Raw genomic sequence first — 20,977 nt, 5'->3', positions numbered from 1 at the left:
ACCCAAATTCCGGGACGGCTATTCGTTCTTCTGCGCCTCCCGGGCGGCAGCCTCCTTCTTCTGCCGCAGCACCTCGTCGGTGCCGACAATCTCCTTGGCGCCGCCGGAAATGGCAGTGGAGACCACGGCCGGCGGATCGCTGGCCGGAAAACTGTCCTCCAGGCCCGCCTCCAACTGCTCCTCGAGCGTGTCCGGACTTTCCGAACGGCCCTGCGTGCGGCGGCCGGCGATCTCCTCGAGATCGCTCTTGGAGTCGGGGTGGTCGCGGACGTTCTTCATCGTCGACACCACCAGTTCGATCGCGAACTCCTTCATCGCCTCGACCTGCGGTGCGGCGACGTCGGAGTCTTCGACAAGGCGGATGAGCGACTTCTCCACCTCCGCCAGTTCCTTCGTTCCCTGGCAGCGGGCCAGCCGCAGCGCCAGCGAATTGAGAAGGGCAGGGGCGAAGGTCGAATAGGCATTCATGCGGGTTTCATCGACATGTTCGGGATGAAGGGTGTGCAGCGACATCGGTTCCTCCGGCAAAAAACTGTCCTCGGGCCTCGGGCAGCCGAGCCATTTTTGGCCGCCAACCCGCGAGAGACGTCCTAATGGAACTGAGGGAGGCGGAACTGGTTCCATTGAGGCATGCGCTCGGCCATCGCGGCTGCCCAGACCCGGCCGCCGGAAGAGAAGTTGGACTGAAGTCCGATCGAACTGCGCAGAGGGCCGGTGTCCGGTCCGCTCCATCATTTGTTATAGTGCCGTGGCCCCCAACCGGCCTATCCTCCACCATCGGCGGTAATTGACACGGGCATCGCCGACAGCAAGCGAACAGAGCGCTTCCGCCCCAGCACGAGGCAGGAAGCGATGTTCGATCCTACCAAAACCAGCGGCGTGGCTTACCCGGAGGATATGGCCCTCCTGCAGAGGGTCTATGACCGCATCTGCCAAGACCTCGCCATTCTGCCCGGCACCCGCGAAGCGCATACCTTGGCCGCACAGATAATGGATATCTTCGCCAGCGGCGTATCGGACGAGGAGTCGCTTTTCCAACTTCTCAAGCGCGAATTCTGACCCGTCGGTCGTTTCCCTGAAATTCCGCGGCAAGGCTGGGCCCGAGCCGAGCGACTTGAGCTGGCGCATTCCGCGGCGTAACCGCTCCGCCTTATCCACCCTCTTTACAGCCATTAAGCGATATAGGATTATTATCCTATATGAGGCGATACTCGGGGGATCGCAATGGTCAGGCGCAACAAGCCCAGGCAGCTATCCGGTCCGGATTTGGAGCGGTTCCTACAGGCAGCGGAGGCGCTGCATAAGAGCATCGTCGGTCCGCTGATATCGCCGCAATGCGATCACTACCGCTCGCTCCAGCTTCTGCATGAGGCGTTGTTGAGGACGGTGCGGGAGGTCACCGGCAAGGAGGTGGCGTTCATCCGGTGGAACGGCACAGGACCAGCCCGGCGCCTTTAGCGACAACTAACGTAGCTAGGAACGCCTGCCGGACGTTCCGTGAACGAAGGGCTGTCAGTCTAGCTCCAATGGGCTATCTTCGCGGCATGAGCATCAAGGACGACATCGCCAGGGTCGAGCAGCACATCCGCGAGATTGAACAGCGGTTGGAGCATCAGCTCGAGGTCATCGCCCAGGCCGAGCAGAGCGGCCTGCCGACAGAGAGGGCGCGCGCCTTCCTGGTGGTTCTGAAGCAAACGCTGGGCTTGAGCCGTGACCATCTGGCCAGGCTTCTGTCGGATGAGATGGAAGAGGGCAACTCCGGAACGGGAGGCGTCCGGTGAAGTCGCCTCCGAGAGCTTTCACTCGGCCATGGCCTCGCGGCGTTTCGAAAACAACCGGCGCAACGCGACTTCGTCGCAGATGCCGTTCTCGAACGCCTGGATGACTTCGTAGGCAAGCTGCTCCCTCTGTTCCCGGTCTTTGAGGGCCAGACGTCGCTCCGCGCATAATTGGTCAAAAACCCTCTGGAGAATCTCCAGATCGACGGGCGTGAATATGCTGCTGTATTTTTTGAAAGCCATGACGCTTTCTCCCTCACCCGGGCGAAAGCGTGATCTGCTCTTTCAAGCATCCGCTCGCCTCGGTTGGGTGCGGACGACGAGAGAATTGTATTCCTGCAATGTGACGTTAGCGAGTCGATTCGGCGTAGGACCGAATAGCCCGGCTTTGCTCCTCCACGGAGTGACAGGAGTTAGGGAAACCGGGCTATCCAGCAACCCCGCTGCCATCTGAAGGATGGGTGGCAACGGGATTTTTGGGACGTGACTAAACGCATGCCCCGCCGCACGGTTCCCCGACATTGGATCTGTCAAAATTGCGCTGGAAAATGGATCGATCCATGGGCCGTTTACACGAGCAGAAAGCCGGCAATGAGCACTGTGAGAACCAGTGAAGCGGGCACGGCGAGCAGCCACCGGGCCTCAAGAACGCTGTTGTCTCTGTCGTCCATCGTTCCTCTCCCAAATAGATATCCCTCCGTTGCGCAACGGAGCCTGCCTGCATTCGTTCCCGGGCTTGGGCCACGGTCTATGGCTTGGTCCGACTGAGGTCTCAGCTCCGGCGGCAAAGGGCCCAGGCGCGGCAACCAACATCCCGGCAACCCATTGGTAGGGCACCGTCGACAGCTAGCCCCTAATCGGCGGTCATCACGGGTGCCCGCCATGTGTCCCTTTCAGCATGGTGGGCGCTTGCAGCAAGGAACGAAACTTGGTTGGCGTCCCCGGTAATGGCGACTGAGGTCCGATGGCCGCACGCAGAGGTCCGAACACGGGAAACAACGGCCCGCCAGTCCATTGGTAGAAGTCGCAGGAGATCATCCCCTCCATCTGCGGCAACCCTGAACTGCCCGCCGCTAACTCCTTGGCGGCGGGCTTTTTGGATCTGACTCTGAAATCCTGCGGAGAGGCCAGCCACCCGAACCCCGAATGGCGGGTTCAGTTTGGCCGCCATGTTTCCATTGCTCGGCCGTTGCTTATTCCATCGCGCTGCAGGCTCGAACAGAACCTCCTAGTCGGTCCGATCGCAAGGTCTAAGCCTTGAGCTATTTCGCCTGGAACTGGGGAACGCTGCTGCTTTGCAAAACCCAATCCAACAGGCGCTGGTCGACATCCTTTTTGCCGGTAAGCTCGCGGATCAAAAGCGCGGCGTGGGCCGCCCATCTGTCTTCAGGAATTCCGTCTTCGATGACCGATCTTACGAAGGCACACCGAAGGACCTCGCAGTCGAAAGACGACACTGCTCGCCGGTTCATGATGCAAATCCCTCCGACTTCAATGCTCCGCAAAACGGGGCCTGATGTCATTCGTTCCGATGGGGGACTGCAGTCGCAAGCCCGCTGCGACTGAAGTCGCAGCGACAAAGGCAAAGGACTGGATGCGGCAACCAGCAAACCGCTACTCCATTGATTGCGGGGGCCGCCGACAAATCCGACCCACTCCGTCGTCGGTCTTCCCGGGTGCCTGCCATGCTTACCTTTCGAACATGGTGGGCGCCTGGCTTTGCCAGCAAGCGGTGTCTGACAGCGAGACGAATATGACCCTTGTCCAAAGCAGACCGGAGATACCTGCGATGCAGGTCGGTTCGCAAACGACGCTCCCACCCCGGCGGGCCAACGGTAAGCTATCCATATTAGCATCCGCTTGCTAACCAAGTCGCCACGCCGTTGGCGATCAGCATGGTTCGCGAGGTCCTATTCGGGCGAGGTCCTATTCGGGCGAGGTCCATGCAGCAAGCTCATAGAGGTTGCAGAGCACTCTTGACGACAAAAGTCCTCAAACCCATATCGCCGCTGGGCTAGGGATACTGCCGTAGGTCTCGGCCCTCCTGACACTCAATTGTTCGTTCGATTTGGAGGATCTTATGAACGACCGGATGTTCGACAGCCCTGTTTTCGTCAAGAGCGGAAACAGCCTGATCCAGGAAATCGCATGCATCGAGGACGCCCTGGAATTTCTCTACGAATGGCCGAAAAATAGGCGCGGCCCGATTTACGACACTGCGCTGCGAGCCTGCCAAAAGGCATTCGACAGCGATTACCCGCGAAACGCCGCAAGGGAGGCCTTCTGCGGTTTCGCAAAATCAGCCAAGGTTCTTGAAGAACTGAGCGCACCGCCGCCATGGATGGCCAGCGTCGGCGGCCGCGGTGGGCTAGCCGCTTGAAGTCTCGCGATGGAGGTCGCGATGCTCTCAAAGCCATTCGAAAAGCCGATCCGAGTTTGGGTTGGAATGGGTTTTCCCCGTCAGCTCAACACCGTGGTTGACGCATACCAGTTTGCCACCGATTGGTGCGGCAACAGTCCCGAGCAGAAAGCTGCCATCCGCGCGTGCAAGGCGGCACTGGTCGGAGACATCGACGCGGAGACGGCCAGGGGAGTCTTTGCCGCCTTTGCCCGGAAGAAGGACATCCTTATCGAGGACGGAAATATGCCGCCGCCTTATTGGAAGGTGCGGCCTTCGCACGTCTAAGCTGGTGAGGCGGCGGTCAACGTCGCCTCACCATACTTCAGAGCCTGTTCCCCTATGACCGCCTCTAGGGTGTCCCTACCTCGCGGAAGTCCTGCAAAGACGCGTGGCGCAGATCGTCCTCGCCCCGCAGATGCTTCACACGGCCAATCAGCCCTGGCCTTACCCACTGCGTCGCCGGCCGCTTCATGCCGTTCGGCGCCGTGCCTGCGTGCTCCAGGGCGCGCTGCCACAAGCGTTCCCGCATTTCCCTATTCAGGGTGATAAAGGCGCTGCCGACATAGCGCCCGGTGCCGCGCTCCGCCAGGAGGGCGAAGGCAGGCTTGCCCGCCTCGCGCTCGACGCCAAGCAGATCGTATTCGTCGATCGCGTAGCACTTAGCCTTGAGCCAGGCCGTAGAATTGCCGGATCGATATTTGCTCTCCTTGCGCTTCGAGACCATGCCCTCGAGGCCGGCTTGATCGATGAGATGGAAGATGGACTTGGCATCGCCCGGCAACGATTGACTGAACTGGATGCGCCCGCCAGGCGGGATCATCTCGGCAAGGATCTCGCGCCGGTCCTCCAGCGGCATGTCGCGGAGATCGCGGCCATTGAAGTGGAGAAGATCGAAAGCGACGAAATAGAGGTCCTGTTGCCGACTGGTGATGGCCTTGCGCAGCGCCTTGAAGTCGGACAGCCCTGCCTCATTCGTGACGATCACTTCGCCGTCGATGATCGCGTCCTCAGCGTCGAGCTCGCTCGCGGCCTTGGCAAGGTCGCGATATTTTGCTGTCCAGTCGAGACCGCGGCGGCTGAAAATGCGCACGCCGTCCACGTCCCGAACAATTTGGGAGCGGTAGCCGTCGAATTTCACTTCATGAATCCAGCCGTCGCCTTCCGGTGGCTTGTCGACGAGCGTCGGCATCAGCGGCTCGATGAATGACAACCGGTCCCTGCCGGCGGGCTTAGGCATCGGGACTCCCCGCGCGATACTCGAATTTGAATCAATATCGCACGGCCGGTTGTGTTCCGTTAGCAATTGCTTAAATAAAATTGTCGGCCGACGTCACAGACGCTCCGGCCTTGCCATACCGAGCCCCATGGTCAGGGCTTCTTCCAGGCTGGTCGTATAAAGTGCCGTCTCTTCGAGCCCGCCGAAGTAGTTGATTCTGTGCACTTCGCCCTTCTTGCTCATGACAATCCCGGCCTCGCGAAGCCGTTCCTGGACTGATTTGTATGTGACGCCCACGCCTACCTCCCAAGCTGCTTGGCACCGTCCCGAAATCAGTAGGCGCCCTCAGAACGCAGTTGAGCCTGCTTGGCCTCGGCGCACCGATTTCTGAATTCCTGCACCTCGGCTTCCGTGAGGTGCTCGATGCCGATGAAGTCGTTCTTTCCCTGTCCGGACCGTATGAGTTCGTCGAGCTTCGCCTGAATGGCCGCACCATCGCGGTTCTGGGTGTTCTGGATCAGGAACACCATCAGAAAGGTGACGATGGTGGTCCCGGTGTTGATGACGAGTTGCCAGGTCTCCGAAAAGTCGAACACCGGTCCGGACAAGGCCCAGGCGACCACGCAGGCCAGGCATGAGGCGAAAGCCCAGGGGCGACCCGCGGCATGGGCGACCGCCTCCGCGACACGGTTGAATATTCGTTCCAACCCTAAATCCTCCGCCTGCTGCGCCATGCTCGATGGCGTCGTGCCAAAGCTTGAGCCCGTCGGCAGCAGGTTGCGGCCGATACGCCCGGTTGTTCATGGAATCCTGGTGATCGCACGCGGCCCCGGTGCCGACCGGGACCGCAATTGCGGACGATCGCGTGCGCGGCGGTTCAGGCGGCCGCCTGCAACGCCCGCTGGTTCGCGCCACTTTCGCCCAAAGCGCTGAGCGCCTCGTCGGTGGCGGACTCCTGCGCCAGCGTTTCGCGCAGCAACGGCACTGCGTCCTTGAGGCCCAGTTGCTCCGCCCAGGCGACCAGCGTGCCGTAGCGGGCTATTTCATAATGCTCGACGGCCTGGGCGGCCGCCACCAGGCCCGCGTCGAGCGCCGGCTCGTCCTGGTACTCCTCGAGGATTTCCGAGCCTTCTTCGAGGATGCCGTCGATCGCCGGACAGGTCTTGCCCCTTGCAGCCTTGCCCATCAGCTCGAACACTTGTTCCAGGCGATCGACCTGTCCCTCTGTTTCCATGCGATGCTTCTCGAAGGCTGCGCTCAGTTCCTTCGACTGGGCGGCCTTCGCCAGCTTGGGCAACGTCTTCAGGATCTTCTTTTCCGCGTAGTAGATGTCCTTCAGGCCGTCCACGAACAGGCTCTCCAGGCCGTTCGCCGCGCCAGACGAATTCTTCCTTGCCATCACTTTGCTCCATCGTTTGATGCGACTTGAGGGGGCAAAGAAACGGCGCTCGTGAAATCGCAAGCGCCGTTTCCTTGCATCACGATAAGCGCGGCCGGGAACGGATGTTCCATCCGAAATATTTCGTGAACCCAAGTCGTGGACGGCGCCCGGCGCGCAGGTCTGGACGGCTCTCCTGTCTGCAAGTCTCCCGGCGCGCCTGCCGATCGTCAGCCGCGCTGGCTGCAACCAGGCGCCCGCTGCGGCGTTTGCTCTTGGCGGTGCACGCAGGATCGGAACCGAATGCTCGAATCCCTCTATCTGAACCTTGGCCAGCACGACCTCCTCTCGGAGGCGGAAAAGGAATTGCTGGCGGGTGCCATCTCGACCGAACGACATGTCGCCACGGGGCAGGACATCGTTTCCGAAGGGTCGAGGCCGATCCACAGCACCCTTATCCTCGACGGCATCGCCGCGCGCTACAAGGTGCTGGAGGATGGCGGACGGCAGTTCACCTCACTGCAGGTCCCCGGCGATTTCGTCGACCTTCACGCCTTCCTGCTGAAGACAATGGACCATGGCATCATCGCGCTCTCGCCCTGCCATGTCGCCGCCGCCGACCACGCCAAGCTGCGCGCCATCACCGAGCAGGCGCCCCATCTCACCCGGCTCCTGTGGCTGGACACGCTCGTCGACGGCGCCATTCACCGAGAGTGGATCGTCGCCATGGGCCGGCGTTCGAAGACCTCGCATCTCGCCCATCTCATCTGCGAGCTGTTCGTCCGCCTCCAGGTCGTCAAGCGCACGTCCGGGATGAGCTTCCAGCTTCCCTTGTCGCAAGCCGAACTGGCCGACGTGCTTGGGCTTTCGGTCGTCCATATGAACCGGGTCATCGGCATGCTGCGCAATATCGGCCTGGTCAGCTGGTCGAACTATATCGTGACCATCCTCGACTGGGATCTGCTGGTGGCGATGGCCGAGTTCGACCCGACCTATCTCAGCATGAACCGCGAGCCGCGATAGGCGTCAGGGCGGATCGCGAAGCACCGACTTCCAGGCAGCGACCGACGCTATGTCGACGGTGACCAGGCCGCCCGCCTTGAACGTCACCCTGCCTTTGTCGTGGTCGACCTCAGTGACGTGACCCGCGATGGTGATCCGATCGCTGGCCTTGGCGCCGGCCGGCGGGTCGATCGCACAGGGATAATTGTGAGTCGGGATGCGGACCCGCGCGCGACCGCTGCCGAGCAGCGTAAGCACGGTGGCGTTCACGATCACTTCGTCGCCGATCCGTACATCCCAGGCCATGGCGTGGTTCAATCGGGCTCTCGGTCGGGCTTGCTGCCCGGCGACCACAACTGGTCCAGCATGGTAAGCGCGGCACTCGGTGCGGCCGGCCTCAGTAGTCCTTGCTCGGCGGCGGCCTTCTTGAACGCTGCGAAGGCGACGGCGGGCCGGCAGATCCCTTCGAGCGCGTCATCCACCAGACGCGCCGCTGCGACATAGGCCGGCGCGTCCTTGTCCTTCCATGCCCTGGCGAGTGCCTTCTTCGCCTCGGCGATGGATGAAACGACCATCGAGCCGCCGTCGGCGAACCTGATCGTCAGGGGCAGGAACCGGCTCATCGCCGTTCACCAGCCGAACCACTCCCTCGTTCGCCACAGCAGCCCCGCGAAGGGCGCGATCGTGAAGGCGGCGATGCCAAGCACCAGAAGCGGATGAGTCATCTCAAGCGATCTCATGTTTGCCGATTTCATCTCTGCCGATTTCATGCCTGCCCATTTCATGGTCTGCTTGTCTCCGCCTTGGCTGCGTCGGTGGCTACATGTTGCTTGCCGGCCGGATCGGCGGCTGCGGCCGAAATGGTGGCCGCGGTCGCGGCTTCAGCGGGACGTCGGCGAGCGCGTCGCGGCTCGGCCTGAAGGCAGCCGGCGACGCGGCCGCGCGCTGGCGCAGCAAGGTGGAGGACAATCTGCCGATCAGATTTCGAACGTCCATGGGCTCCTCCCAGTGCCCCCGCCGCCAGTGACCTACCACCTCACGCCTGTCGGCCGCATTTAACTTTGATGTATCCGTCGGACGGGTGGACCCGGTTCATTTGCGACCAGGTTTTCGCCCGCCAACCTTTTCGGCCGGCATGCGTTGTCCCTTCGAACCGAAGGAGAAACCGATGCTGACAAGGTCCGACACGTCGAAAGCCGCCCAGAAGCAGCGCCGGGTGCAGCGCAAGGTCGACGCCCGCGACCGCCGCAGCCCGAAGGCTAAGGAGCCGGCCGCCATGCAGGCCGGCGCACGCCGCTATCCCGAACCGCCTTTTCCGAAGCAGCATCATCCGAAGCCCGGCCAGGAGTGGGCGATCGAGCCGGCGCCGCTCTACGACGCGCCGTTCTGGCAGGGCTCGAAGAAACTCGACGGCAAGGTGGCGCTGATCACCGGCGGCGATTCCGGCATCGGTCGCGCCGTGGCGGTGCTGTTCGCGCGCGAAGGCGCCGACGTCGCCATCGCCTATCTCAGCGAGGATCGCGACGCGGAGACGACGAAGCGCGCCGTCGAGGCCGAGGGCAGGCGCTGCCTGGCGCTGCGCGGCGACGTCGCCAAGCGCGCCTTCTGCCGCAAGGCGGTCGAGCAGACGGTGAAGGCATTGGGTGGCCTCGACGTGCTGGTCAACAACGCTGCCTTCCAGATTCATTCGACCGATTTCGCCGACCTCACCGAGGAGCATTTCGACACCACGCTGAAGACCAATCTCTACGGCTATTTCCATATGGCGCAGGAGGCCGTGCCGCGCATGAAGCCGGGCTCGGCCATCATCAACACCGGTTCGGTCACCGGCATCGAGGGGTCGAAGCATCTGGTCGACTATTCGATGACCAAGGGCGGCATCCACGCCTTCACCCGCGCTCTGTCGGGCAACCTGATCGGCAAGGGCATCCGCGTCAACGCGGTGGCGCCGGGCCCGGTCTGGACGCCGCTCAACCCTTCGGAGAAGGAGGCCGAGGATGTCGCCCAGTTCGGCGCCAAGACGCCGATGAAGCGGCCGGCCCAGCCGGAGGAGATCGCGCCGGCCTATGTGTTCCTCGCCTCGCCGCAATGCTCAAGCTACATCACCGGCGAGATCCTGCCGATCGTCGGCGGCTATTGATGGGGTCAGCCGCTGGCAAGCGCGGGTGCCTGCGCATCGAAAAAGTTTCGGGAGGGGATTGCCGTCTGGCCTAACCCTTGCCCTTGCCTTCGGAGGGTGCCTTCACGACGACCTGCGCCTCGCGCATTATCCGGAGCGCCTCGTCGCGGGTCAGGCCGCATTTGCGGGCGAAGTAGGATGCCTCATAGGCCTCGGCCGCGGAGGCGGCCGGGATCGCGGAAAGCATCGGTCTTGGTTTCTTCTTGGCCATCGGTTCACGATACCACGAATCGTTTAGTCAGCTAATATGGCAACTTTGTTTGCCAATGCAAATTTTTGCTATTTGCAATGCGGTCATGGGCGAACGTGCTGATGGCCCGAGGGTTCCTCCAAAAAAGCGACGCATCTCCAGCCGGCGGCACGGAGGCCGCGGGTCAGGCAAAAGTAGCCTAAACCTTGAAGGATTTTGAAACGTAATTATATCAATGACTAAGCGTGCTCTTGCACGCGAAACGTAGTGCTTTGGTCAAGCTTCATCTTCATGGAGGTTGTCTATGGCAATGATGATGGAAGGAAAGAGGGGCCAGGATTGGATCAATCTTGTCCTCGCGATCTGCCTGTTCATCTCCCCCTGGATCATCGGGTTCGCCGCTGAGACGATGCCCGCGTGGAACGCCTGGATCGTAGGCGTTGCGCTCGGCGCGCTGGCCTTGGCGACGCTTTCGGTGTTCGCGGAGTGGGAAGAATGGGTCAATCTCGTCCTCGGCCTTTGGCTGATCGTCTCACCCTGGCTGCTGGGCTTCATGGCAAACGCCAACGCGATGGCGACCCATGTTGTCCTCGGCATTCTGGTGGTTGCCGCATCGGCCTGGGCGGTCTGGGATGTCCATCATCCGCACGCGCATGCGTGACGGGTGATTAACTGGGAGCCCGCCGCGCGAGCGGCGAGCTCCTTTGAAGCAATTCCAAGAGTATCGGAGCATGGGCGGGCAGCTTCGTGCGCATCACGAATTGCTGCAACCGGAAAGCTTTTCGTGCATTCTTGGGAATGGCCACGATGCTCTACCCCGAAACGCCTGCGAAATGCTGCTCCTACTGCGGCGGCCGCGACCACGATTTCGAGGATTGCCCGAAGCGCAAGGCCGATGCCGAGAAGCAGAAGGAGGAGGCTGCCAGGCGCGAGGCCCAGAATTCGAAGGTCCCGTCCGGCTAGCATCGGCCCGGTCAATCCGTGCCTGCATCCAGCAGCGCAGTTCGCCCGGCCTCGCTCGCGAAAGCCGCCAACAGTTTCATTCCCTCGGCCCAATCACCCAGTCCGCTGTCGCCATTGATGTGGCCGAGCGCTCCCGCAACATGGAGGCCGCTTCCCCATTGCGCGGCCTTTGTCTCGGCATGATCGAGCGAGCCGTAGGGGTCGTCGCTGCTGGCGACGATGAGCGAGGGAAAGCGGAGCCGTCCCGCCGGCGCGCCGGCAAAACCGCGCACCGAGGCCGGAAAGGCCTGGCTCGCCGGATCGGGAACCGCGACCAGGAAGGCGCCGGCGCAGGCATCCTTCGAGACAAGCTGCCAATGCGCGACCAGCAGGCAGCCGAGGCTGTGGGAAATCAGCACAGGCGGGGCATTCGCCGCCGCCACCGCAGCGTCGAGGGCGCCGATCCAGTCGTCGAGGTCCGGCTGCTCCCAACTTGCCGGGCTGAAGCGGCGCATGGCCGGGTTCGCCCGCTGCCAGCGCGTCTGCCAGTGTGCTTCGCCCGATCCGCCGATGCCGGGCACGATGATGAATTCGTTCATGGACATTCCTGTCGATGCGATGCCGGCAATTCTAGGCCTTTCGCCGGCCGGCGGAATGAGAGATCATCGGAAAGCAGGCAGGTTTCCCGATGGATTGAAGGCAGGCATGGCAAACGGCGAGACAAGAGCGAGGCTCGACCCCACCGACATGGCGATCGTGGAGATCCTGCAGGAGGACGGCCGCATCGGCATTTCCGCGCTTGGCCGGCGTGTCGGCCTGTCCCAGCCCGCTACTTCCGAGCGGGTGAAGCGGCTGGAAGAGCGCGGCATCGTCGCCGGCTATCGCGCGGTGGTCGACCCGACCGCCCTCGGGCTCGGCACCATGGCCGTCATCCGGCTGCGCACCACGCATGAGCACATCCAGGCCTGCCTGAAGAAATTCGCGCAGATGCCGGAGGTGATCGAGGTCCTGCGCGTGACCGGGGAGGACTGTTTCCTGGTCAAGGTGCTCGTCCCGTCGCCGCCCGATCTCGAGGCAATCGTCGATGGCATCGGCCGCTACGGCGCGGTGACCACGAATGTGGTGCTGCGGGCCGAGCCGCCGAAGCGGCTGGGGCGGGAGCTGGTCATGAGATGAGCGCCGAGGTGCAGTCTACCGCCGCCGGTGGCGCACCGCGCATCGGCCACAAACGCGGCCTCGAGCCCTGACTTTTTCTGGGAGGAGTTGAAAAACGGGCGTCGAACCGGTCTATATCGGGGCGGGGGTGCGCGGGTGACGGATATCGTCTCGATCAGGGTGAGTGCGGAGCCTGCCGGGCGGCTGTCGGCAGGGCGCTTGCGGTTGTTCGCATTCATCGCCATCGCCGCGTTCATGATCGCCGGTCCGGTCGCGGAGCAGGTGTTCGGGGTCCGATCGGCATGGCTGCGCTCCTGGACCATGTTCAGCGCGATCGGGATGGGCGTGATCGACGCTTCCTTCGAAATCCGCCGGCCCGACGGCGCGCTTGTCCCGCTCGACCGCTTCGAGATGCTCGGCGCCTCTCGCAACGGCAGGCTTAAGCGGATCGAAAGCCGCGACGAACTCGCTTCCGTCATCAAGCGGCTCTGCGCGGCCGCCGGGCAGGGCGCCGACATCCGTGTCCGCGCGCGCCAGGCCGCCCGCGGCGGCTGGCAGATCATCCATAGCGATGCCGAAAATGCCTGCGCCGACTGACGCCATCGCCGGCTGGCGTCCGATTGATGCCGTGGCGGCACGCTTCGTCGGCTGGGCGGTCGACACCGAGGGCTCGTCGCGTTCGTCCGCGTTGATCCGTATCGGCCTGGCGATGCTGTTCTGGTCGCGCTGGGCGGGCGAACTGCTGCTCTACATCGACCAATCGCCGGCCGGCCTGTTTCTGGCCGTCAACTTCTTCATGGCGACAGCGCTGCTCTTCGTCGGCTATCACAGCCGCATCGCCGCCGTCTGGACCGGCTCGGTCGGGCTGGCGATGTACTATTATTTCGGCTTCCAGCTTGGCCACGAGCCATGGACCCACCATCATGTCTATCTGCTAGCCGTCGCAGCCCTTCTGATCGCACTCACCCCCTGCGGCCGCTCCTACTCGCTGGACCGCTACCTGGCGGTGATGCGCGCCGAACGCGCCGGCCTGCCACCGCCGGCGGAACGCGGCAATCTGTGGGGGCTGCGGCTGATCGTGGTGCAGCTCTCGGTGCTCTATTTCTTCGCCGCCTTCGACAAGTCGAGCTACGCCTTTTTGAGCGGCGCGCGGATCGAGCAGATATTCCTCTGGTACTACGCCGGCTCGGACTATCCGGCCGGCCTTGCCTGGATCGCAATCATCGTTTCCGTCGCCGTGGTCGTGCTCGAATACTGCCTGGCCTTCGGCCTGCCGTTTCGCCGCAGCAGGCGCTATCTGGTCCTGCCTGGCCTGGCCTTTCACGCCATCATCTATCTGACGCTGCCGGTCTATACGTTCAGCGCCACCATGGCGTTGCTCTATCTCGCCTATTTCGATGCCGATGCCGTCGACAAGGTCATTGCGCGTCTCCAGGGGAACGGAATGGCGGGGACTGCCGGAGAGGAAATTTCGTGAAGCGTGGTTTGTTGTTTTCGGGCGCACTCGTGGCCGCGGGGGCCATCGGTCTGGCCATGATCTGCGGCGCGGCGCGTGCCGGCAGTGCTGAGGCCTATTATCCCAAGCGCGCGTGGGGTTCCTTCAACGGCGGCCAGATGAACACGTCGCTGCTCGTGTTCCGCGACCTCAACAGGAACGGCGTCTACGATCTCGGCGACCGGCCGATGTCGCGCGCGGCCGTCGAGCTCGACAAGCCGAACGGCAGCACCATCATGCGGTTGACCAATGTCGACGGCTTCGCCAATTTCCGGATGTCGGTCATTCAGCGCGATCTCGAAGTCGTCGACCCCGGACATTACGCGTTTCGGGTCGTGCCTCCGCCGGGCTTCTCCGTCACCACCGGCAACGCCTCGCAGGAAAGCGACTACGTCGTTTCGCCCGGATCGCCGGGCGACATGATCGCGCTGCGCACGACGCACCCGGTCGGGCTCGCGGCGGATCTGACGATCAGCGGCGCGGTCGCCGCCGGATCGCGCGTTTCCTTGACAGGGCCGGACGGCGTCACGGCCGCTGCCAAGGTCGGACCGGACGGGCGCTTCAGCGCACCCGCGACATCGGGCGAATGGCTGGTCGACGTCTCGGTCGGCGGGGCGACGCAGCGCCGGCTCGTTGTCGTCGGCGCGGCGCCGGTGGTGATCTCAGCGGACTCGGGCAAAGGCGGACCTGAGGAGGAGCCGCTGCCCAACCAGCATGTTGTCGGCTTCGACGACCTGATGACGTCGCCCGGCGTGTTCGAAATTCCGTCCGGTTATGGCGGGCTCAACTGGTACAACCTCGTTGCCATGCACCAGAGCTTCACCGCTGGCCCGGGCTACATCAACACCACCATGTCGGGCGAATTCATCGCCTACAACAGCTCGGGGCACCCGGCGCAGGTGTTCAGCGACAAGCCGTTCGATTTCACAGGCGCCTATTTCGGCGTGGGCTGGGACGACGCGGAAGGCGAGACGCTTATCGTCAAAGCCTGGCGGGGCGATGAGCCCGCATATGAGGATCAGTTCGTGCTGTCCGCTAACGGGCAGGTCTACTTCGCGGCCGACTACAGGCGCATCACGCGGCTCGAGATCCGGACACTGCATTACTGGCAGGCGGCGATCGACGATTTCGCCTACCGCGCGGGTCGGTAGCGGTCCAGGGAGCGACCCGCCGCGTTCCGACGTTCGCCCGGTTCCGGGCCTAATGTTTGTCGCCCGGCTGCACGGGCGCCATGCATCAAAACAGGAACCTGAAGCGCGTCATCCGCACCCGCTTAAGCGCGACGCCCTTCAAGGCCAGGCCGGATCAGCAAGACGATGCCTGGGAGGTTGCGCAGGAACGCGGCCCGCCATCCGAATGGCCGGTATCGTGACGGCTGCCGCCATGGCCGCCGGAGTTGCCATTGCCGCCCGAGCTGCCGTTGCCGCCGGAGCTGCCGTTGCCTCCCGAGCTGCCGTTGCCGCCGGAACCACCGTTTCCACCGGAACCACCGTTTCCACTGGATCCGCCGTTCCCACCCGAGCCACCGTTGCCGCCGGATCCACCGTTGCCGCCGGACCCACCGTTTCCACCGGAGCCGCCGTTTCCACCGGAACCACCGTTTCCACCGGATCCACCGTTGCCGCCGGACCCACCGTTTCCGCTCCCGCTGTCTCCGCCATTTCCAGCGGAGCCGCCGTTCCCGCCGTTGCCACCGTTCCCGCCATTGCCGCCAGCGTCTCCGCCATTGCCGCCGGCGTCGCCACCATTGCCACCTGCGCCACCGCCGTTGCCGCCGGCGTCGCCGCCATTGCCGCCTGCGGAGCCGCCATTGCCGCCTGCGGAGCCGCCATTCCCACCGTTGCCACCAGCGGAACCGCCATTGCCGCCGTTGCCGCCATTACCGCTTGCGGCTTGCGCCAGAAGTGCGCGCTTGGCCTCCAGCAACTGGGCTGCCGGATCCATCGACCGGTGGAATCCGTCGCGCGGCCCCGGCACGACCGACGCCGCCCGAGGTGCCGTCGGCAGCAGCATCGTCGACGCGAGCAGCGCCGCCCCCAGAACACGCCTGATCTGTGGGGCGGTATTGGCATTCGCCATGAGTGCGAAAAACCCTGAGCGTCCTGCCATCGCCCGCCCGGCAGGCTCCGCACTGATTCTGATTGAGATCACATCCACCACCCGCGTATCCCCGTCCCGGCTTATAGACCGGTTCAACGCTCGTTCTTAAACCCTCCCAGAAAAAGTCAGGGCAAGACGCCGCGCCTTTGCCAATCTCTAACGTTGCGGAAAGAGCGGCGCGCGCCTCATCTCCTCAGCGCATGCGCTGCCGCGTCGGCAAATGAGATATCGCCCTTGATCTCGCGCATCGCCATCGAGGTGATGGTCCGGCGCACGCCGGGCAGCCGGCTGAGTTCCTCGCGCAGCATGCGGTCGAGCGCCCTCATGTCGACCGTCACGATCTGCAGCAGATAGTCAGCTTCGCCGGTGGTGGCGTAGCAGCGGCGGATCAGCGGATGCCGCTTCACCGCCGCCTCGAAGGCATCCGACACCTCGAAGTCGATCGACACCTGGATGAAGGCCTCGATGCCGAAGCCGATGCTGGCTGGATCGATGCGGGTGGAATAGCCGCGGATGACGCCGGCTTCCTCCAGCGCCTTGACCCGCTTCCAGCACGGCGTCTTGCTGAGGCCGACCGCCTCGGCCAGCTCGCCGAAGGAGAGGCGCGCGTCGCGCTCGAGTGCCGCGACGATCTTGCGGTCAAGGGCATCCAGCATAGATCGTTCTCCAACTATTGCCAAAGAAGACATGTTCGTCCTTCGATTTCCGGTATCTGGATAACAGAAAGGAACAATGTTCAAGGAAAAAAGCCTATTCTGGGACCTCAAGATCCAACGAATGCCCCGCGCCGCAGGCCGGGCAGGGGAGATGAGCCATGCTGAAGTCCGAATACCATGCCCGCATCGAGGCGCCGGAGATGCGCGACTACGGCGTCTATCTGCAGTGCGACAAGCTTCTGCAATGCCAGAAGCCGCTGGCCGAAATGGTCAATGCCGACGAGCTGCAGTTCCAGATCGTGCACCAGGTCGAGGAGCTGTGGATGAAGCTCATCGCCTACACGCTGGCCGACGTCCTCGACTATCTGGAGAAGGCGGACACGCACCGCATCGTCACCCTGATGGGCCGCGTGCACCGGCTGATGCGGCTGATGACGGCGCAGCTCGACGTGCTCGAAACCATGTCGCCCAAGGAGTACCAGCAGATCCGCCTGCAGCTTGGCAATGGAAGCGGCCAGGAATCGCCCGGCTTCAAGCTGCTCTTGCGCATGCCGCCGGACCTCTGGCGGGCCTTCAAGGCTGCTTATCTCGACGGCCGCGGGCTTTCCGTGGAGGATGTCTATGACGCGCGTTACGATCATGGCGACGCCTATGTCGTCGCCGAGGCGTTGATCGAGTTCGACGAACTGTTCCAGAAATTCCGCGCCAACCACCTCTACCTTATCCACCGTTCGATCGGGCTCGGCTCCAGGTCGCTGAAGGGCCGCCCGGTGGAGATGCTGGAAGGCGGCGCCCGGCACCGCTTCTTCCCCGAGCTGTGGGATATACGCTGCGACATGACCGACCGCTGGGGCGCCGAGTACGGCACGGTCAGGGAGTCGATCAGCCATTGTCCGCACGCGAAGGCGGGGTAGGGCGGCGGCGCGAGACGATCGTACGCCGAGTTCCTTCGCGCCCCCCTCTGTCCTGCCGGACATCTCCCCCACTTGGGGGGAGATTAGCTGTTTCGGCGCCCCCGCTTGTCCTGCAACGTTGGCGATTGGCGAAAGCTGGCGTCACATCTGATCTCCCCCCTTGTGGGGGATCTGTCCGGCAGGACAGAGGGGGCGCTGTCCCGCCGACGTCGGCCTTGTTTGGCCTCAAGGGCAACAAAATTTCCCGACCCTGTCGGAACCATCGCCCTTCCTCCGTCCTTGGAGCATCAACAAGCTTCAATCCGGAGGACTATCGTGGAAAATGTTCAATCGACCTGGCAGACCGCAGTCATCCTCATCGCCCGCCTGATCTTCGCCGCCATGTTCGCGATGGGCGTGGCCTTCAAACTCATGGATATCGGCGCCACCGCCGGCTACATCGCCGCCGCCGGCTTCCCGTTCCCGCTGTTCCTGGCATGGTGCGCGGCGATCCTCGAAACCCTGCTGGTGATCGCCTTCCTGACCGGCGCCTTGCTGACCCCGGCGGCGCTGATCGGCGCGGTCTATGTCACCTTCCTCGGCTTTGCCTTCCACGGCCCTTCGCACTGGGCCGGCAACCAGGCCGAGTTCGGCGCCTTCATGTCGCATTTCCCGTTCGCCGCCGGCCTGCTCTTCGCCGCCGTTCACGGACCGGGCAGCGTGCTTTCGCTGCGCCAGGGCTGGCCGGGCAGGGCGTGAACGGTTCCTTCGCCCCGTTCACGGGGAGAAGGTGCCCCGAAGGGGCGGATGAGGGGCGGCGCGGCATTTGTGATTGGCACCGCGGCCCTCACATCTGATCGTTGTAAGGTTCCTTCATCTGGCCGACCATGCGGGCGAGCTTCGAGAAGGACGGCATGTCCGCCTCCGGCTGGCAGCGGTTGGCGAGCTCCAGGAGCCGGATCGGGAAGTTGACGGCATCGCGGCTCGATGCCGACATGCCTTCGGAGCGTTCCTCGCCGGTCTCGCTGGCCTCGGCCCGGCGCAAGGCGATGTCGATCTCATCGACGGTCAGCACTCCCTTGCGCACCAGCACCTGGTTGATCGACGCGACGGCCATCAACAGGCCCTCGAGCTGCAGATTGGCGACGTTCATGGCGGTTCCTCCCCATTGGTTTGCGCTTTAACGCGCGAAGGGGCGTTTCCGATCCGATGTGGGTGGGTGGCTCACCCTACGCCTCCAGCAGGCGCTCGCCATATTCCTGCCAGAGCGCCCTGACCTCGCGGCCGCCGAGCGGCGGGGTGGCGCGGTCGCCGTAGGAGATGGCGACGGCGCTGAGGTCGTACTGGCCGTCGGACCGGACGATGAAGCGGATCGCCTCGCCGAGCGGCCTCGAGTGGAAGACCGGATCGGCCTGGCCCGTGCCAAGACTGCGAACGCCAGAAATGATTGCCGGCTGATGCCGCATCCTGAAGACGGATGCCATGGCGGGTCTGTCCATGCTGCTTCCCCCGAGTCTCCGGGGCAAAATGATCCCATAAGCGCCGGCTAATGGCCAGACGGGGTCAAAACCATGTTGTGAATACCGCAGTGCCAGCAGGGGCGGTGAGGGGGGAGCAATTATTCCTAGGAAAATTTACCCATAACCTATTGCCCGCTGCAGGCAGCTATGCTACTCTTTTGTCCATGGTGCTGATTTGCGCCAACGACCCGCCGCGAGGCGGGTTTTGTGTTTCAGCCTTCCTCGATCTTAGCCCTCCGGGTCAAAGCTGGCGGGACAGCGCCCCCCTCTGTCCTGCCGGACATCTCCCCCACGAGGGGGGAGATTGGCAGCTTTGCCGCCGGCTCTCACCTTTGCGACCTTGGAGGTTGGCGAAGGCCGTCATGATTGCTGATCTCCCACCCGTGGGGGAGATGGCCGGCAGGACAGAGGGGGCGCGAAGGACCGCGCCTCTCAGATCAATCCACACCACCCACGAGCGCCCCATGCCCCGCTACGCCACCATCATCACTGCCGACGACGGAAGCGACACCGTCAGCGCCATCGGCATCTTCGAGGGCGCCGCCAGGCCGCTGCGCCCCGGATGCGTCGAGGAAGTCGCGCCGGGCGTGCTGATCGGCATGGTGCGCGGCGGGCCGGTCGACCCGGTCGGCGGTTTCGGTTTTCCGTTGGGGGCGCAGGGCGGTCGAATGATCGGCATCGCCAGGATGGCGAGGCCCGACAGGCGCGAGCCGGCCGCCGCCCCGATCGAAGCCGCGCCGACCGGCGCGGCGGCATCTGCCGAGGGCGATGCGCCCAAGCCGGTGCGCAAGCCGGCCAGGCCAAGGCGCGCCAAATCCGGCAAGCGCCGGAAGCCGGCCGGCAAAACCGCCAAGCCGGCGGTCGCAGCTGCGCCCGGCAGCAACGAACCGGACGGGTCCCATGGCTGATGCGCCGTTGCGGTCGCGCCGCGCGCGCGAGCCGGCGGGCGTTGCTGGCCGCCCGAAGCGGACGAAAAGAACCATCGGCGATGATTTCACCGCCGCTTTGCGCCAGGATTTTCGCGATCATGGCGCCGGGGTCATCGCCAAGGTCAGGGCGGAAAAGCCGGACCAGTATCTGAAGATCGTGCTGTCGGTGCTGCCCGGCCCGAAGGACCCCGATGCCAACACTCTGGACACGCTGAGCGATGAGCAGATCCGCGCCCGCATCCGCGCCCTCGAAGCGATCGTCAGGCCGTTCCTCGGGGACGCAGTACCTGGCGCTGCTGACGGAGCTGGAGCGCCGCCGCCGCGCTAACCTTTTGGCCGCCTACCGGCCGTATCCCAGGCAGGCGGAGTTCCATGCCGCGGGCGCCTTGAACCGCGAGCGCCTGTTCATGGCCGGCAACCAGCTCGGCAAGACCAGGGCAGGCGGCGCCGAATGGGCGGTGCATCTCACCGGACGCTATCCGGACTGGTGGCGTGGCAAGGTGTTCGACACGGCCGTGCGGCTTTGGGCCGCCGGCGTCACCGGCGAGGGAACGCGCGACAACCCGCAGCGCGTGCTCATCGGCCCGCCGCAGCAGCAGGCCGACTGGGGCACCGGCATGATCCCCGCCGACGCGATCGCCCATACCGTGATGGGACGGGGCGCACCGGGGGCGCTGGACAGCGTCGTCGTGCGTTGGGGCGGCGGCGGTGACGTCCAGGCCTCCGAGAGCGTGCTCTCCTTCAAGTCCTACGAGAAGGGCCGCGAGAAATGGCAGGGCGAGACCCTGCACGGCGTCTGGTTCGACGAGGAGCCGCCGCTGGACATCTATAGCGAGGGCCTGACGCGCACCAACGCGACAGGCGGGATAACGATCGTGACGTTCACGCCGCTCTTGGGCATGTCGGACGTGGTGCTGCGGTTTCTGTCGGCGCAGGAGGTGGAGAGGATGGGGAAGGGGTGAGGCGCGGACTCACCTTCTCCCCCTGTGGGAGAAGGTGGCCTCGCGAAGCGAGGTCGGATGAGCAACTGTGTTCGTCAGGACCTGTTTGGATTCCAAGGTTCGTTGTTTTGGATCATCGCGCTGAGGATGGTCAGGATCTTTCGTGCCACGGCGACGAGAGCGACCTTCGGCTCCTTGCCCT

At 63.9% G+C, this 20,977-nt stretch carries 35 protein-coding genes; 19 read left to right on the top strand and 16 right to left on the bottom strand.

Features of this window, described 5'->3' with window-relative positions; all coding sequences use genetic code 11:
- Positions 1-18 precede the first annotated feature (18 nt).
- Positions 19-513 carry a hypothetical protein gene (locus EN786_RS33635; RefSeq protein WP_127284588.1) on the bottom strand — a complete coding sequence of 165 codons (495 nt, stop codon included), beginning with the start codon at positions 511-513 and terminating at the stop codon, positions 19-21.
- Between the two features lie 339 nt (positions 514-852).
- On the opposite strand from EN786_RS33635, the gene EN786_RS33630 reads away from it, so the two are divergent.
- The 3 genes from EN786_RS33630 (at position 853) to EN786_RS38025 (ending at position 1,781) form a co-directional block, all read left to right on the top strand.
- Positions 853-1,059: a hypothetical protein gene (locus EN786_RS33630; RefSeq protein ID WP_127284589.1), complete on the top strand. Its 207-nt coding sequence runs from the start codon at positions 853-855 to the stop codon at positions 1,057-1,059.
- A 165-nt stretch (positions 1,060-1,224) separates the two neighbouring features.
- Positions 1,225-1,458, top strand: a complete 234-nt coding sequence (locus tag EN786_RS33625; protein WP_127284590.1) for a hypothetical protein — start codon at positions 1,225-1,227, stop codon at positions 1,456-1,458.
- Between the two features lie 86 nt (positions 1,459-1,544).
- On the top strand, positions 1,545-1,781 hold the full coding sequence (locus EN786_RS38025; protein WP_127393308.1) for a hypothetical protein: 237 nt from the start codon (positions 1,545-1,547) through the stop codon (positions 1,779-1,781).
- A gap of 18 nt (positions 1,782-1,799) precedes the next feature.
- Here the strand turns inward: EN786_RS38025 and EN786_RS33620 are convergent, their stop codons facing one another.
- A complete protein-coding gene (locus EN786_RS33620) occupies positions 1,800-2,021 on the bottom strand; it encodes a hypothetical protein (protein ID WP_189340404.1) in 222 nt (73 codons plus the stop codon).
- Positions 2,022-3,040: 1,019 nt separating this feature from the next.
- The gene (locus tag EN786_RS33615; RefSeq protein ID WP_127309791.1) at positions 3,041-3,250 is read right to left on the bottom strand and encodes a hypothetical protein; all 210 of its coding nucleotides are present in this window, start codon (positions 3,248-3,250) and stop codon (positions 3,041-3,043) included.
- Positions 3,251-3,858: 608 nt separating this feature from the next.
- On the opposite strand from EN786_RS33615, the gene EN786_RS33610 reads away from it, so the two are divergent.
- On the top strand, positions 3,859-4,158 hold the full coding sequence (locus EN786_RS33610; RefSeq protein WP_127284591.1) for a DUF982 domain-containing protein: 300 nt from the start codon (positions 3,859-3,861) through the stop codon (positions 4,156-4,158).
- 21 nt (positions 4,159-4,179) lie between these two features.
- The gene (locus tag EN786_RS33605) at positions 4,180-4,464 is read left to right on the top strand and encodes a DUF982 domain-containing protein (protein WP_127309802.1); all 285 of its coding nucleotides are present in this window, start codon (positions 4,180-4,182) and stop codon (positions 4,462-4,464) included.
- A gap of 64 nt (positions 4,465-4,528) precedes the next feature.
- Here the strand turns inward: EN786_RS33605 and EN786_RS33600 are convergent, their stop codons facing one another.
- From EN786_RS33600 to EN786_RS33585, 4 genes are all read right to left on the bottom strand, one after another.
- The gene (locus EN786_RS33600) at positions 4,529-5,368 is read right to left on the bottom strand and encodes an ATP-dependent DNA ligase (protein WP_189340406.1); all 840 of its coding nucleotides are present in this window, start codon (positions 5,366-5,368) and stop codon (positions 4,529-4,531) included.
- A 141-nt stretch (positions 5,369-5,509) separates the two neighbouring features.
- Positions 5,510-5,692, bottom strand: coding sequence for a hypothetical protein (locus EN786_RS33595; protein ID WP_245478216.1), 183 nt, complete (start codon positions 5,690-5,692; stop codon positions 5,510-5,512).
- Between the two features lie 35 nt (positions 5,693-5,727).
- On the bottom strand, positions 5,728-6,129 hold the full coding sequence (locus EN786_RS33590; RefSeq protein ID WP_127309793.1) for a low affinity iron permease family protein: 402 nt from the start codon (positions 6,127-6,129) through the stop codon (positions 5,728-5,730).
- Between the two features lie 143 nt (positions 6,130-6,272).
- Complete coding sequence (locus tag EN786_RS33585) at positions 6,273-6,794, bottom strand: ferritin-like domain-containing protein (protein ID WP_127285780.1); 522 nt, start codon at positions 6,792-6,794, stop codon at positions 6,273-6,275.
- A 282-nt stretch (positions 6,795-7,076) separates the two neighbouring features.
- On the opposite strand from EN786_RS33585, the gene EN786_RS33580 reads away from it, so the two are divergent.
- Positions 7,077-7,796, top strand: a complete 720-nt coding sequence (locus tag EN786_RS33580; RefSeq protein WP_127309794.1) for a Crp/Fnr family transcriptional regulator — start codon at positions 7,077-7,079, stop codon at positions 7,794-7,796.
- A 3-nt stretch (positions 7,797-7,799) separates the two neighbouring features.
- On the opposite strand, the gene EN786_RS33575 is transcribed toward EN786_RS33580, so the two are convergent.
- Genes EN786_RS33575 through EN786_RS38015 form a run of 4 tightly spaced genes read right to left on the bottom strand, consistent with a single transcriptional unit; the run spans position 7,800 to position 8,771 of the window.
- Positions 7,800-8,093, bottom strand: a complete 294-nt coding sequence (locus EN786_RS33575) for a hypothetical protein (RefSeq protein ID WP_127309795.1) — start codon at positions 8,091-8,093, stop codon at positions 7,800-7,802.
- Positions 8,090-8,398 carry a DUF982 domain-containing protein gene (locus tag EN786_RS33570; RefSeq protein ID WP_127285776.1) on the bottom strand — a complete coding sequence of 103 codons (309 nt, stop codon included), beginning with the start codon at positions 8,396-8,398 and terminating at the stop codon, positions 8,090-8,092. Before EN786_RS33570 ends, EN786_RS33575 begins: the two co-directional genes overlap by 4 nt.
- A gap of 6 nt (positions 8,399-8,404) precedes the next feature.
- Complete coding sequence (locus EN786_RS38020) at positions 8,405-8,560, bottom strand: hypothetical protein (RefSeq protein ID WP_187331517.1); 156 nt, start codon at positions 8,558-8,560, stop codon at positions 8,405-8,407.
- A 34-nt stretch (positions 8,561-8,594) separates the two neighbouring features.
- Complete coding sequence (locus EN786_RS38015; protein WP_189340408.1) at positions 8,595-8,771, bottom strand: hypothetical protein; 177 nt, start codon at positions 8,769-8,771, stop codon at positions 8,595-8,597.
- Between the two features lie 172 nt (positions 8,772-8,943).
- Between EN786_RS38015 and EN786_RS33565 the strand changes: the two genes are divergently transcribed.
- Positions 8,944-9,915 (top strand): SDR family oxidoreductase, encoded by a 972-nt coding sequence (locus EN786_RS33565; RefSeq protein WP_127285775.1) that lies wholly within the window; start codon positions 8,944-8,946, stop codon positions 9,913-9,915.
- 70 nt (positions 9,916-9,985) lie between these two features.
- On the opposite strand, the gene EN786_RS38010 is transcribed toward EN786_RS33565, so the two are convergent.
- Positions 9,986-10,141 carry a hypothetical protein gene (locus tag EN786_RS38010; protein ID WP_245478217.1) on the bottom strand — a complete coding sequence of 52 codons (156 nt, stop codon included), beginning with the start codon at positions 10,139-10,141 and terminating at the stop codon, positions 9,986-9,988.
- Positions 10,142-10,448: 307 nt separating this feature from the next.
- Here EN786_RS38010 and EN786_RS33560 point away from each other — a divergent pair, with 307 nt between their 5' ends.
- Positions 10,449-10,805 (top strand): SPW repeat protein, encoded by a 357-nt coding sequence (locus EN786_RS33560; RefSeq protein ID WP_127285774.1) that lies wholly within the window; start codon positions 10,449-10,451, stop codon positions 10,803-10,805.
- Between the two features lie 146 nt (positions 10,806-10,951).
- Positions 10,952-11,107, top strand: a complete 156-nt coding sequence (locus EN786_RS38005) for a hypothetical protein (RefSeq protein ID WP_187331518.1) — start codon at positions 10,952-10,954, stop codon at positions 11,105-11,107.
- Between the two features lie 11 nt (positions 11,108-11,118).
- Here the strand turns inward: EN786_RS38005 and EN786_RS33555 are convergent, their stop codons facing one another.
- Positions 11,119-11,685 carry an alpha/beta hydrolase gene (locus tag EN786_RS33555; protein ID WP_127285773.1) on the bottom strand — a complete coding sequence of 189 codons (567 nt, stop codon included), beginning with the start codon at positions 11,683-11,685 and terminating at the stop codon, positions 11,119-11,121.
- 106 nt (positions 11,686-11,791) lie between these two features.
- On the opposite strand from EN786_RS33555, the gene EN786_RS33550 reads away from it, so the two are divergent.
- The 5 genes from EN786_RS33550 (at position 11,792) to EN786_RS38000 (ending at position 15,833) form a co-directional block, all read left to right on the top strand.
- The gene (locus EN786_RS33550) at positions 11,792-12,262 is read left to right on the top strand and encodes an Lrp/AsnC family transcriptional regulator (protein ID WP_135909655.1); all 471 of its coding nucleotides are present in this window, start codon (positions 11,792-11,794) and stop codon (positions 12,260-12,262) included.
- A gap of 27 nt (positions 12,263-12,289) precedes the next feature.
- Positions 12,290-12,838 carry a hypothetical protein gene (locus EN786_RS33545; protein WP_135909653.1) on the top strand — a complete coding sequence of 183 codons (549 nt, stop codon included), beginning with the start codon at positions 12,290-12,292 and terminating at the stop codon, positions 12,836-12,838.
- On the top strand, positions 12,822-13,718 hold the full coding sequence (locus tag EN786_RS33540; protein WP_189340414.1) for an HTTM domain-containing protein: 897 nt from the start codon (positions 12,822-12,824) through the stop codon (positions 13,716-13,718). The genes EN786_RS33545 and EN786_RS33540 overlap by 17 nt, the downstream gene beginning before the upstream one ends.
- Positions 13,715-14,887 (top strand): hypothetical protein, encoded by a 1,173-nt coding sequence (locus EN786_RS33535; RefSeq protein WP_127309799.1) that lies wholly within the window; start codon positions 13,715-13,717, stop codon positions 14,885-14,887. Before EN786_RS33540 ends, EN786_RS33535 begins: the two co-directional genes overlap by 4 nt.
- Before the next feature lie 205 nt (positions 14,888-15,092).
- On the top strand, positions 15,093-15,833 hold the full coding sequence (locus tag EN786_RS38000; protein WP_189340415.1) for a hypothetical protein: 741 nt from the start codon (positions 15,093-15,095) through the stop codon (positions 15,831-15,833).
- 188 nt (positions 15,834-16,021) lie between these two features.
- Here EN786_RS38000 and EN786_RS33525 read toward each other — a convergent pair whose 3' ends face one another.
- Positions 16,022-16,492: an Lrp/AsnC family transcriptional regulator gene (locus tag EN786_RS33525; RefSeq protein ID WP_127309800.1), complete on the bottom strand. Its 471-nt coding sequence runs from the start codon at positions 16,490-16,492 to the stop codon at positions 16,022-16,024.
- 158 nt (positions 16,493-16,650) lie between these two features.
- On the opposite strand from EN786_RS33525, the gene EN786_RS33520 reads away from it, so the two are divergent.
- The gene (locus EN786_RS33520; protein ID WP_127309801.1) at positions 16,651-17,406 is read left to right on the top strand and encodes a tryptophan 2,3-dioxygenase family protein; all 756 of its coding nucleotides are present in this window, start codon (positions 16,651-16,653) and stop codon (positions 17,404-17,406) included.
- Between the two features lie 315 nt (positions 17,407-17,721).
- Complete coding sequence (locus EN786_RS33510) at positions 17,722-18,144, top strand: DoxX family protein (protein WP_187331521.1); 423 nt, start codon at positions 17,722-17,724, stop codon at positions 18,142-18,144.
- 88 nt (positions 18,145-18,232) lie between these two features.
- On the opposite strand, the gene EN786_RS33505 is transcribed toward EN786_RS33510, so the two are convergent.
- Complete coding sequence (locus tag EN786_RS33505; RefSeq protein WP_127286845.1) at positions 18,233-18,538, bottom strand: hypothetical protein; 306 nt, start codon at positions 18,536-18,538, stop codon at positions 18,233-18,235.
- A gap of 76 nt (positions 18,539-18,614) precedes the next feature.
- Positions 18,615-18,884, bottom strand: a complete 270-nt coding sequence (locus tag EN786_RS33500; RefSeq protein WP_127286844.1) for a hypothetical protein — start codon at positions 18,882-18,884, stop codon at positions 18,615-18,617.
- A 485-nt stretch (positions 18,885-19,369) separates the two neighbouring features.
- On the opposite strand from EN786_RS33500, the gene EN786_RS39015 reads away from it, so the two are divergent.
- The 3 genes from EN786_RS39015 to EN786_RS33490 are packed head-to-tail and all read left to right on the top strand — an operon-like array spanning position 19,370 to position 20,796.
- Complete coding sequence (locus EN786_RS39015; RefSeq protein WP_189340417.1) at positions 19,370-19,813, top strand: hypothetical protein; 444 nt, start codon at positions 19,370-19,372, stop codon at positions 19,811-19,813.
- The gene (locus EN786_RS33495; protein WP_245493556.1) at positions 19,806-20,162 is read left to right on the top strand and encodes a hypothetical protein; all 357 of its coding nucleotides are present in this window, start codon (positions 19,806-19,808) and stop codon (positions 20,160-20,162) included. Before EN786_RS39015 ends, EN786_RS33495 begins: the two co-directional genes overlap by 8 nt.
- A 58-nt stretch (positions 20,163-20,220) precedes the next feature.
- Positions 20,221-20,796 carry a terminase family protein gene (locus EN786_RS33490; RefSeq protein ID WP_189340717.1) on the top strand — a complete coding sequence of 192 codons (576 nt, stop codon included), beginning with the start codon at positions 20,221-20,223 and terminating at the stop codon, positions 20,794-20,796.
- The last annotated feature ends 181 nt before the right edge of the window (positions 20,797-20,977 follow it).

This window comes from Mesorhizobium sp. M4B.F.Ca.ET.143.01.1.1, assembly GCF_004792275.1.
Lineage (GTDB): Bacteria > Pseudomonadota > Alphaproteobacteria > Rhizobiales > Rhizobiaceae > Mesorhizobium > Mesorhizobium abyssinicae.
This window is presented reverse-complemented; position numbering and strand designations above follow the sequence as displayed.

Excerpts from the sequence above, each read along its gene's own strand:
- EN786_RS38000 (WP_189340415.1), top strand. The coding sequence starts at position 15,093 with ATGGCCGGTATCGTGACGGCTGCCGCCATGGCCGCCGGAGTTGCCATT.
- EN786_RS33610 (WP_127284591.1), top strand. The coding sequence starts at position 3,859 with ATGAACGACCGGATGTTCGACAGCCCTGTTTTCGTCAAGAGCGGAAAC.
- EN786_RS33605 (WP_127309802.1), top strand. The coding sequence starts at position 4,180 with ATGCTCTCAAAGCCATTCGAAAAGCCGATCCGAGTTTGGGTTGGAATG.
- EN786_RS33615 (WP_127309791.1), bottom strand. The coding sequence starts at position 3,250 with ATGAACCGGCGAGCAGTGTCGTCTTTCGACTGCGAGGTCCTTCGGTGT.
- EN786_RS33620 (WP_189340404.1), bottom strand. The coding sequence starts at position 2,021 with ATGGCTTTCAAAAAATACAGCAGCATATTCACGCCCGTCGATCTGGAG.
- EN786_RS33540 (WP_189340414.1), top strand. The coding sequence starts at position 12,822 with ATGCCTGCGCCGACTGACGCCATCGCCGGCTGGCGTCCGATTGATGCC.
- EN786_RS33555 (WP_127285773.1), bottom strand. The coding sequence starts at position 11,685 with ATGAACGAATTCATCATCGTGCCCGGCATCGGCGGATCGGGCGAAGCA.
- EN786_RS33635 (WP_127284588.1), bottom strand. The coding sequence starts at position 513 with ATGTCGCTGCACACCCTTCATCCCGAACATGTCGATGAAACCCGCATG.
- EN786_RS33565 (WP_127285775.1), top strand. The coding sequence starts at position 8,944 with ATGCTGACAAGGTCCGACACGTCGAAAGCCGCCCAGAAGCAGCGCCGG.
- EN786_RS38005 (WP_187331518.1), top strand. The coding sequence starts at position 10,952 with ATGCTCTACCCCGAAACGCCTGCGAAATGCTGCTCCTACTGCGGCGGC.
- EN786_RS38010 (WP_245478217.1), bottom strand. The coding sequence starts at position 10,141 with ATGCTTTCCGCGATCCCGGCCGCCTCCGCGGCCGAGGCCTATGAGGCA.
- EN786_RS33520 (WP_127309801.1), top strand. The coding sequence starts at position 16,651 with ATGCTGAAGTCCGAATACCATGCCCGCATCGAGGCGCCGGAGATGCGC.
- EN786_RS33560 (WP_127285774.1), top strand. The coding sequence starts at position 10,449 with ATGGCAATGATGATGGAAGGAAAGAGGGGCCAGGATTGGATCAATCTT.
- EN786_RS33600 (WP_189340406.1), bottom strand. The coding sequence starts at position 5,368 with ATGCCGACGCTCGTCGACAAGCCACCGGAAGGCGACGGCTGGATTCAT.
- EN786_RS38025 (WP_127393308.1), top strand. The coding sequence starts at position 1,545 with ATGAGCATCAAGGACGACATCGCCAGGGTCGAGCAGCACATCCGCGAG.
- EN786_RS33570 (WP_127285776.1), bottom strand. The coding sequence starts at position 8,398 with ATGAGCCGGTTCCTGCCCCTGACGATCAGGTTCGCCGACGGCGGCTCG.
- EN786_RS33630 (WP_127284589.1), top strand. The coding sequence starts at position 853 with ATGTTCGATCCTACCAAAACCAGCGGCGTGGCTTACCCGGAGGATATG.
- EN786_RS38020 (WP_187331517.1), bottom strand. The coding sequence starts at position 8,560 with ATGAAATGGGCAGGCATGAAATCGGCAGAGATGAAATCGGCAAACATG.
- EN786_RS38015 (WP_189340408.1), bottom strand. The coding sequence starts at position 8,771 with ATGGACGTTCGAAATCTGATCGGCAGATTGTCCTCCACCTTGCTGCGC.
- EN786_RS33580 (WP_127309794.1), top strand. The coding sequence starts at position 7,077 with ATGCTCGAATCCCTCTATCTGAACCTTGGCCAGCACGACCTCCTCTCG.
- EN786_RS33590 (WP_127309793.1), bottom strand. The coding sequence starts at position 6,129 with ATGGCGCAGCAGGCGGAGGATTTAGGGTTGGAACGAATATTCAACCGT.
- EN786_RS33495 (WP_245493556.1), top strand. The coding sequence starts at position 19,806 with ATGGCTGATGCGCCGTTGCGGTCGCGCCGCGCGCGCGAGCCGGCGGGC.
- EN786_RS33505 (WP_127286845.1), bottom strand. The coding sequence starts at position 18,538 with ATGAACGTCGCCAATCTGCAGCTCGAGGGCCTGTTGATGGCCGTCGCG.
- EN786_RS33500 (WP_127286844.1), bottom strand. The coding sequence starts at position 18,884 with ATGGACAGACCCGCCATGGCATCCGTCTTCAGGATGCGGCATCAGCCG.
- EN786_RS33585 (WP_127285780.1), bottom strand. The coding sequence starts at position 6,794 with ATGGCAAGGAAGAATTCGTCTGGCGCGGCGAACGGCCTGGAGAGCCTG.
- EN786_RS33625 (WP_127284590.1), top strand. The coding sequence starts at position 1,225 with ATGGTCAGGCGCAACAAGCCCAGGCAGCTATCCGGTCCGGATTTGGAG.
- EN786_RS39015 (WP_189340417.1), top strand. The coding sequence starts at position 19,370 with ATGCCCCGCTACGCCACCATCATCACTGCCGACGACGGAAGCGACACC.
- EN786_RS33525 (WP_127309800.1), bottom strand. The coding sequence starts at position 16,492 with ATGCTGGATGCCCTTGACCGCAAGATCGTCGCGGCACTCGAGCGCGAC.
- EN786_RS33550 (WP_135909655.1), top strand. The coding sequence starts at position 11,792 with ATGGCAAACGGCGAGACAAGAGCGAGGCTCGACCCCACCGACATGGCG.